Origin of the sequence: Mesorhizobium sp. M1C.F.Ca.ET.210.01.1.1 (assembly GCF_004791585.1) — a bacterium.
Lineage (GTDB): Bacteria > Pseudomonadota > Alphaproteobacteria > Rhizobiales > Rhizobiaceae > Mesorhizobium.
In genome coordinates, this window is sequence record NZ_SRUU01000046.1 from 23767 (window position 1) to 31935 (window position 8169).

The 8169-nt window shown below is 66.8% G+C and carries 6 protein-coding genes; 2 read left to right on the forward strand and 4 right to left on the reverse strand.

The window, feature by feature from the left end; all coding sequences use genetic code 11:
- Positions 1 to 198 precede the first annotated feature (198 nt).
- Positions 199 to 1575 (forward strand): MFS transporter, encoded by a 1377-nt coding sequence (locus EN853_RS30625; protein ID WP_127862736.1) that lies wholly within the window; start codon positions 199 to 201, stop codon positions 1573 to 1575.
- A gap of 40 nt (positions 1576 to 1615) precedes the next feature.
- On the opposite strand, the gene purH is transcribed toward EN853_RS30625, so the two are convergent.
- The 4 genes from purH to htpX form a co-directional block, all read right to left on the reverse strand.
- Positions 1616 to 3232, reverse strand: a complete 1617-nt coding sequence (gene purH, locus EN853_RS30630) for a bifunctional phosphoribosylaminoimidazolecarboxamide formyltransferase/IMP cyclohydrolase (RefSeq protein WP_127862737.1) — start codon at positions 3230 to 3232, stop codon at positions 1616 to 1618.
- Between the two features lie 96 nt (positions 3233 to 3328).
- Positions 3329 to 5053: a heparinase II/III family protein gene (locus tag EN853_RS30635; RefSeq protein WP_127862738.1), complete on the reverse strand. Its 1725-nt coding sequence runs from the start codon at positions 5051 to 5053 to the stop codon at positions 3329 to 3331.
- 146 nt (positions 5054 to 5199) lie between these two features.
- A complete protein-coding gene (locus EN853_RS30640) occupies positions 5200 to 6585 on the reverse strand; it encodes an RsmB/NOP family class I SAM-dependent RNA methyltransferase (protein ID WP_167524657.1) in 1386 nt (461 codons plus the stop codon).
- Positions 6576 to 7601, reverse strand: a complete 1026-nt coding sequence (gene htpX, locus EN853_RS30645; RefSeq protein WP_127862740.1) for a zinc metalloprotease HtpX — start codon at positions 7599 to 7601, stop codon at positions 6576 to 6578. The genes EN853_RS30640 and htpX overlap by 10 nt, the downstream gene beginning before the upstream one ends.
- 120 nt (positions 7602 to 7721) lie before the next feature.
- Here htpX and EN853_RS30650 point away from each other — a divergent pair, with 120 nt between their 5' ends.
- Positions 7722 to 7937 carry a DUF1674 domain-containing protein gene (locus tag EN853_RS30650; RefSeq protein ID WP_127862741.1) on the forward strand — a complete coding sequence of 72 codons (216 nt, stop codon included), beginning with the start codon at positions 7722 to 7724 and terminating at the stop codon, positions 7935 to 7937.
- The last annotated feature ends 232 nt before the right edge of the window (positions 7938 to 8169 follow it).

Sequence of the window (8169 nt, forward strand, 5' to 3'; positions counted from 1 at the left end):
CTTCCCTGAACGATCAACCCGAATATAGGCCGGCGCGTTTCTCCGTCTCGGCTTCGCCGAGCCACCTCTCCCCCACTCCGTGGGGGCGAGGAACCCAGGCACAATGAGGGGCGACGCGACGCTTGTCATTTGCATGAGCATCGGAAACATGCAGACATGGCGCGGGTCGCGGGCGGAGCGGGTGCCGGGGGAATCAGCATGGCGGTAGAGACACTGCAGCGGGCAACGGGGCGCGGCATCTGGGGCTGGATGTTCTTCGACTGGGCGGCGCAGCCCTTCTTCACCGTCGTCACCACCTTCATCTTCGGGCCCTACTTCGCCTCGCGCATGGTCAGCGATCCCGTCATGGGCCAGGCCGCCTGGGCCTGGGGCATCGCCGCGGCGGGGCTGGTCATCGCCGTGCTCTCCCCGGTGCTCGGCTCGATCGCCGATCAGACCGGGCCGCGCAAGCCGTGGATCGCCTTCTTCGCGGCGATCAAGATAGTCAGCCTCACGCTGCTTTGGCTCGCCGCGCCCGGTTCAAGTGTATTCCTGATCGTGCTGTTGTTCTCGCTGGCCTCGGTGGCTGCCGAGTTCTCGACCGTGTTCAACGATTCGATGATGCCGCGGCTGGTGCCGAAGAGCGAAATCGGGCGCATCTCCAACATCGCCTGGGGCCTCGGCTATCTCGGCGGCATGATCGCGCTGATCTTTGTCATTCTGTTCATGGCCGGCAGTCTGGAAACCGGCAAAACCGTCATCGGCCTCGATCCGATTTTCGGGCTCGATCCGAAGCTCGGCGAAGATGCCCGCGCCACTGGACCGATGTCGGCCGGCTGGTACTTTCTGTTCATCCTGCCGATGTTCTTCTTCACCCCGGACGCCGCCAAGGGCATCCCGATCGGGCCGGCGGTGCGCGAGGGACTGTCGGAGCTGAAGTCGACGCTGGCAGAGGCGCGCAAGCGCGGCGGTATCTTCCGCTTCCTTGTCGCCCGCATGATCTATCAGGACGGTGTCAACGCGCTGCTTACACAGGGCGGTGTGTTCGCCGCCGCGATGTTCCACTGGTCGATCACGGAGATCGGCTTGTTCGGCATCATTCTCAACGTCGTCGCCATCTTCGGCTGCTGGATCGCTGCCCGCCTCGACACCGCCCTCGGCTCCAAGGCCGTGGTGATGATCGCGCTGGTGATGCTGACCGTGGCCACCGCCGGGATCATCTCGACGGGACCCGGCTTCACGCTGCTCGGCCTGATACAGCTCCCGGTGGCCGATTCCAATGGCCTGTTCGGCACCGCGGCCGAAAAGGCCTACATTCTCTACGGCCTGCTGGTCGGCCTTGCCTTCGGGCCGGTCCAAGCCTCGTCGCGCTCCTACATGGCGCGCAGTGTCACGGCGGCCGAGTCGGGCCGCTATTTCGGCATCTACGCACTGTCCGGACGGGCGACGAGTTTCCTCGCGCCATTCCTGCTGGCAACGATCAGCTGGGCCACCGATTCAGCCCGGCTCGGCATGGCGGTGATCATCCTGTTCCTCGGCCTCGGCATGGCGATCCTCGTCAGAACGCCATACCCGGCGGACAAGCCGGTGGAGTAGCGCTTCTTCTCCTTCTCCCACAAGAGGAGAAGGAGGGGCGCTAGTGCCTGAAATGCCTGACCCCAGTGAACACCATGGCGATGCCGTGCTCGTCGGCGGCGGCGATGACGTCGTCGTCGCGCATCGAACCGCCGGGCTGGATCACGGCGGTGGCGCCGGCCTCGATCGCCGACAGCAGGCCGTCGGCGAAGGGGAAGAAGGCGTCCGAGGCTACGACCGAACCCTTGGTCAGCGGCTCGGCAAGGCCCGCCGCTTCGGCCGCATCGAGCGCCTTGCGGGCGGCGATGCGCGAGGAATCGACGCGGCTCATCTGGCCGGCGCCGATGCCTACCGTGGCGCCGTCCTTGGCGTAGACGATGGCGTTCGACTTCACGTGCTTGGCAACGCGGAAGGCGAATTTGAGGTCGGCCATTTCGGCCGGCGTCGGCGCGCGCCTGGTCACCACCTTCAATTCGAGATCGTCGACGACCGCATTGTCGCGGCTTTGCACCAGGAGCCCGCCGGCGACCGATTTGACCATCGTGCCGGCGGCGCGCGGGTCGGGCAGGCCGCCGGTGACCAGCAGGCGCAAATTCTTCTTCGCGGCGACGATCGCCGCCGCCTCGTCGGTGGCGTCGGGCGCGATGATGACCTCGGTGAAGGTCTTCACGATCTCCTCGGCCGCTTCGGCGTCGAGGATGCTATTCATGGCGACGATGCCGCCATAGGCCGAGACCGGATCGCAGGCCAGCGCCTTGGCGTAAGCCGCCTTCAGCGTCGCCCCTTCGGCGACGCCGCACGGGTTGGCGTGCTTGATGATGGCGATCGCCGCCGAGCGGGCCGGGTCGAATTCGCCGACCAGCTCGAAGGCGGCGTCGGTGTCGTTGATGTTGTTGTAGGAAAGCTGCTTGCCCTGCAGCTGCCTGGCCGTGGCGACGCCCGGCCGCTTGTCGCCGGAGAGATAGAAGCCGGCGCCCTGGTGCGGGTTCTCGCCATAGCGCATCACCTGGTCGAGACGGCCGCCGAAGGCGCGCCAGGTCGGGTGCTCGATCTCGAGTGCCTCGGCGAACCAGCCGGAGATCGCCGCGTCATAGGTCGCAGTGCGGGCAAAGGCCTTGGCAGCCAGCATCTTGCGGAAATCGAGCGAGAGCGAGCCGAGGTTCATCTCCAGCGCGTTGAGCACCGAGGCGTAGTCGGCGGGGTCGGTGACGATGGCGACATAGGCGTGGTTCTTGGCCGAGGCGCGGATCATCGCCGGGCCGCCGATGTCGATGTTCTCGACGATCGAGGCGTAGCCGGCGCCGGAGCGGCGGACTTCCTCGAAGGGATAGAGATTGGAGACGACGAGGTCGATTGGCTCGATATGGTGGTCGTGCATCGCTTTCGCGTGCTCGGGATCGTCGCGGACACCGAGGAGGGCGCCATGCACCGACGGGTGCAAGGTCTTGACGCGGCCGTCCATGATCTCGGGAAAGCCGGTCAGATCCGAAACATCGCGGACGGCAAGGCCTGCCCCGGCGATCGCCTTCGCCGTGCCGCCGGTGGAGACCAGCTCGACGCCGGCGGCAGCAAGCGCCTTGGCAAAGTCGATCAGGCCTGTCTTGTCGAAAACGGAAAGCAGCGCGCGGCGAACCGGAACGAGGTCTGGCGCCTGAATGTTCTTGGCGGGGACGGCCATGGGCTGACGGCCTTTCAAGGCTGGTTGGGAAACGTTGGCGGGCCGTAGCATATGAGGCCCGGAAATCAAGCAGCAGCGTGGCTCTTCGGGGCAGGATCAGTTGTTTTCGGGGTAGCCGGCGATCTCGGTGCGCGTCAGCTGCCAGTGCACCTCGGCGATCTCCGAGGCCTTGAAGGCAAGCACGATCTGGCGGGCGCGGCGCGGCCCGCCAAGCCCGGCGAAATAGATCGATTCCTCGATCTCCGGCACCACTTCCGCCGAGGTGAAAACCCAGGTGTCGCCCTGGGCCGCGGTGAGGGTGAGGCGGTCGTGGTCGTCCTGCAGGAGACCGATGTCGGGATGGATATGAAAGCGCACCGTGACAAAGTCGCGGCCGTTGTTGCGGATCGCAGCATTCCCGGGACGCAAGAAGCGATCGCGGCCGGTGAGCACGTTACCGTTGGTCGTCAGCTTCAGCTCACGCTCATGCAGGAAGCCGAAGCGCGCGGCATAGCCGTCGTGGCGCGCGACAAAGCCATGCACGCCTTTCTGGTCGATGCGCTTGCAGGGCACGTGCTGCGGTCCGGCGATCAACGGCGAGCCGAGCAGGTCGCTGACCCGCAGCGAATGGCTGAAGCGCGCCGAGGAGGTGTCGTTGATGGTGGCGGTCGAATGCGCGGCAGTGGCGCGGGCAAGCGGCCGGAATTCGGCGGCGCCGTAGGTGTCGATGCCGGCATTGACGATGAAATGCTGGCGGCCGGAAGAGAGCTCGAAAGCGAGGCATCCGGCATGCGCGGCGTTGGAGACGTCGACAGGCGGCGGCTGGCCGGTGTCGGCGATCACCGTGACGCCGCCCATCGACAGGCGCTCATAGCCGGAATGCGGCGCATGCAGCAGCGGCGCGCCGACCGTGTCGTCGTGGCGCAGGATGGTGGCGATGCGGTCGTGGATCGTGGCGCCCATGCCATTGAAGCGGGCGAGGCTGCCGTCCTGATGGCGGAAAAAGCGCAGCGCCGGCAGCATGCGGTCGATGGCGTTGATCAAGGCGGGCGGCGGCGCTTCGGCCTGGTTGGCATAGGTCTGGCGCAGCGGCAAAAGGTCGGCCAGCAGTTCCAGCACCGTCATCGGGTTGCGCGAGATATGGCCGCCGTCGGGCAGGATCTGGCGGTCGAGCTCCTCGGCCAGGTTGCGCGTGGCACTGCGCAGCGCCGAGGCCGGCGCCGGCAGCGACAGGGCGGCGAAGGCAAGCGCGATGCGGGCGCGCAGCCGGTCCTTGCCGTCCGGCATCTCACGTGCCATCGACCGCAGATAGCGGATCTGCATGGCGAGCGACTTGAGGAAAGCGCGGTAGAAGGGAAACTCGGCGCCCTGCAGCACGACCGAGGAATGCTGCAGCCAGGCGATCACCCGCTTGGCGGTCGTGCCTGGCTCCCAGGCGACGCCCGATATCTGGCTGCCGTGCATGGCGACCCAGTCGGAGACCAGGGCGCGAGCATTGGCGGCGGCGAGCTCGGTGCCGGCGGCGCGCATGTGGCGCAGCCAGCGGAAGCCGTGCAGCGTCTTCTGCCAGCCGCGGTTGGGCACGTTGATCTGGAAGGGCGATTTGCCGCCGGATTCCACCATGTGGCCGGACAGCGGGTAGCGGCCGTAGTAGATCTCGAGCGCGATCTGCGGATCGGCGAGCCTGAGATCCGGCGGCGCGATGAGGACGCGCTCGGGCGTGCGGCCGGAATAACGCCAGCGATAAATGGGGCCGGCACGAAGGCGTCGGCGCGTCTTGCGCCAGAACTCCCTCGCGACAAGCGTCCAAAGACGCGTCGTGCTGGCGGCAACAAGTGCCAAATCCCCTCCTGATCGTCCGCTACCCAGGCACAAGCTTATATGATTCAAGAACTTATGCGAAGGCGGATTTCGCCGAAGTGAAGCCCTTCACGCGCTGCCGCCAGGGTCGTCCCTAAAAAAGTTGGCAAGTATTATGCAATAACGCACTAATCGGCTCTTCGCATCCTCGCGGCGAAAAATCCATCCAGACCGGAAATCGCGGGCGATTCGAGCGTCAGATCGGCAGGCGTTGTGCGCAACGTGCCCTCCGGTATCAGGAACGAATCCATGTCGGCGAATTCGCCCGGCCGGATCGGATCGGCGCTCACGCCGGGAGTCTCGGCAAGGAAAGTGCGGTAGAGGTCTTCGCCTTCGATCGGATCGAGCGAACAGTTGGAAAAGACGATCCGGCCGCCGGGTCCGACGAGCGTAACGGCGTGGGCGAGGAGCTTGCGCTGGAGCGCGGCGAGCTTCTCGACATCGGCCAGGGTCTTTGTCCATGGAACGTCGGGATGGCGGCGCACGGTGCCGGTCGAAGAGCAGGGGGCGTCGAGCAGCACCGCGTCGAACAGCTCCGGCGGCCGGAAGTCGAGCAGGTCCGTCTGCACCAGCTCCGCCGACAGGCCGAGGCGGTCGAGGTTCTGCGCCAGCCGCGCCAGCCGGTTCTTCGAGGTGTCGACGGCAGTAACGGTCGCGCCGGCGAGGATAAGCTGCGCCGTCTTGCCGCCCGGCGCGGCGCAAAGGTCGGCGACGCGCAGCCCCTTGATGTCGCCAAAGAGGCGCGCCGGCAGGCTTGCTGCCGCATCCTGCACCCACCAGGCGCCCTCGGAGAAGCCGGGCAGGTCGGTGACGCTGCCTTGCAGCCTCTCGACCCGCACTGTGCCGGTCGGCAGCACGATGCCGCCGAGCCGCCCGGCCCAGAGTACCGGGTCCGCCTTCACGGTGAAATCGACAGGCGCCTCGTGGCGATGCGCGGCAAGGATGGCCTGCGCCCTGTCGGTGCCGTAGGCGGCGGTCAGCCGCTCGGAAAACCATTGCGGCGCCTCGCCTGTCGCGGCAAGCGCCGGCGCAAGCTCGGCCTCCTTGGCGCGCGCCAGCGAGCGCAGCACACCGTTGACGAGGCCGGAGAAGCGCAGTGTGCGGGGATCGGACTTGGCGTGGGTCACGGCGAGGTCGACGGCCGCGCTGTCCGGAACCTCGAGAAACAGGATCTGCGCCGCGGCCACATGCAAAATGTGCGACAGCGCGGTGGCATTGGCCGGCAGCGGCCTTTCCAGGCGCTTGGCCAGCAGTCCGGCGATGGTCATGCGATGACGCAGCGCCGTGACCAGGATCGCGCGCACCAGCGCGCGGTCGCGGGCATCGAGCGCCTTGTATTGCGGGTGGCCGTGCTCGTTGTCGGTCAGGCCGTCGAGCGGGGTACGGGCATCGATGACGGCGGCGAGCAGGCGCGCGGCGGTCTTGCGCGCGGCAAGGCCGGCGACCGCCTCGCCCGCATCGCCGTCGCGTCTGCTTGGGGTTTGCGGTCGGCGCTTTGCCCCGCTCACGACCAGGGACCCTTGGGTCCTGCGCCGCGGGGCCCGGTCGGGTTGCGGCCCCACGGATTGGGCTTCGGCCGCTCCGGGTCGGCCGGCGGGGTGGGCTCGCCCGGCTTGCCCCACGGCCCGGCTGGCGGCTCATCGGCGGCCGCCGGCGCCGGGCGCCGCGCGGCCCGTGCAGCCCCGCCCATCTCGCGCGCCATCTGCTCGAGGGCGGCGATGCGGTTCTCCGTGTTCGGATGGGTCGAGAACAGATTGTCCATGCGCTCGCCATGCAGCGGGTTGATGATGAAGAGATGCGCCATGGCCGGGTTGCGCTCGGCATCCGGGTTGGGGATGCGTTCGGCGCCGCGGGCGATCTTTTCGAGCGCCGAGGCCAGCCACAGCGGATTTCCGCATATTTCGGCGCCGCGCCGGTCGGCCTCGTATTCGCGGGTGCGGCTCACCGCCATCTGCACGATCATGGCGGCGAAGGGCGCGACCAGCATGGCCACCAGCACTCCGACAAAGCCGAACGGGTTGTTGTTGTCGCGGCTGCCGCCGAAGAAGAAGGCGAAATTGCCGAGCATCGAGATCGCGCCGGCAAGCGTCGCGACGATGGTCATGGTGAGCGTGTCGCGATGCTGGACATGGGCAAGCTCGTGCGCCATCACCGCCGCGACCTCCTCGTGGCTGAGCCGCTCCAGCAGGCCGGTGGACGCGGCCACCGCGGCGTTCTCGGGGTTGCGGCCGGTGGCGAAGGCGTTGGGCTGCGGGCTGTCGATCAGGTAGGTCTTCGGCATCGGCAGGCCGGCCTGCCTGGCCAGCGCCTCGACGATCGCGTGATATTCGGGCGCATTGCGCGCGTCCACCTCGATGGCATTGTTCATCCGCAACACCATCTTGTCGGCATTCCAGTATGCAAACAGGTTGGTGCCTGCGGCAAACAGCAAGGCGATCATCATGCCGCCCGAGCCGCCGATCAGGAAACCGACGCCCATGAACAGCGCGGTCATCGCGGCAAGAAGCATGGCGGTGCGAAGCGTGTTCATCGTGTCTTCCGTTCGGCGTGGTGGCGTTTGGCGTGATGGCGAATAGGGGTCGATCCCGCCATTGTCATGGCTATATGATGGGAAAGGCACGTCCCCGTTTCAATCGGCAGGGAATATCGCATGACCGAACAACCGAGCAAAACCGAAACTGCCGAAGACGAGCCGCAAAGGACGCTGACGCCGGAGGCGCAGCGCGCATTGGCGGAAGCCGAAGCCAGGCGAAAGGCGTACCGCGAGGCGGAAGCCCGTCTGCCCAAAGAGATCGGCGGCGGCGGCGGCAAGGAACCCGGGCGCTACGGCGACTGGGAGGTGAAGGGTCTGACCAGCGACTTCTAGCCGGATATGCTGAGATTCAGTGAGGCGGGCCTGCGGATGGCGACTTCCTGCGCTTCCGGTACTCACGGACCTCTAGAGCGGTTCAGCTTTTGACAGAATCGAAGAGGGATTGAACGAAGCCGCTGACGCGGCATTTGGCGGGTCGGTTTGCGGTTGAGGCTTCTGTTTTGAAGGATTGCGGCTGTTGAAGCGCAATCTTGGAACAGGAGCACTGAGATGGCCGAGTTGAGCC

What these genes read in the sequence shown, in the direction of transcription:
- purH (WP_127862737.1), bottom strand. Translation starts at nt 3,232, where the DNA reads ATGGCCGTCCCCGCCAAGAACATTCAGGCGCCAGACCTCGTTCCGGTT.
- htpX (WP_127862740.1), bottom strand. Translation starts at nt 7,601, where the DNA reads ATGAACACGCTTCGCACCGCCATGCTTCTTGCCGCGATGACCGCGCTG.
- EN853_RS30650 (WP_127862741.1), top strand. Translation starts at nt 7,722, where the DNA reads ATGACCGAACAACCGAGCAAAACCGAAACTGCCGAAGACGAGCCGCAA.
- EN853_RS30625 (WP_127862736.1), top strand. Translation starts at nt 199, where the DNA reads ATGGCGGTAGAGACACTGCAGCGGGCAACGGGGCGCGGCATCTGGGGC.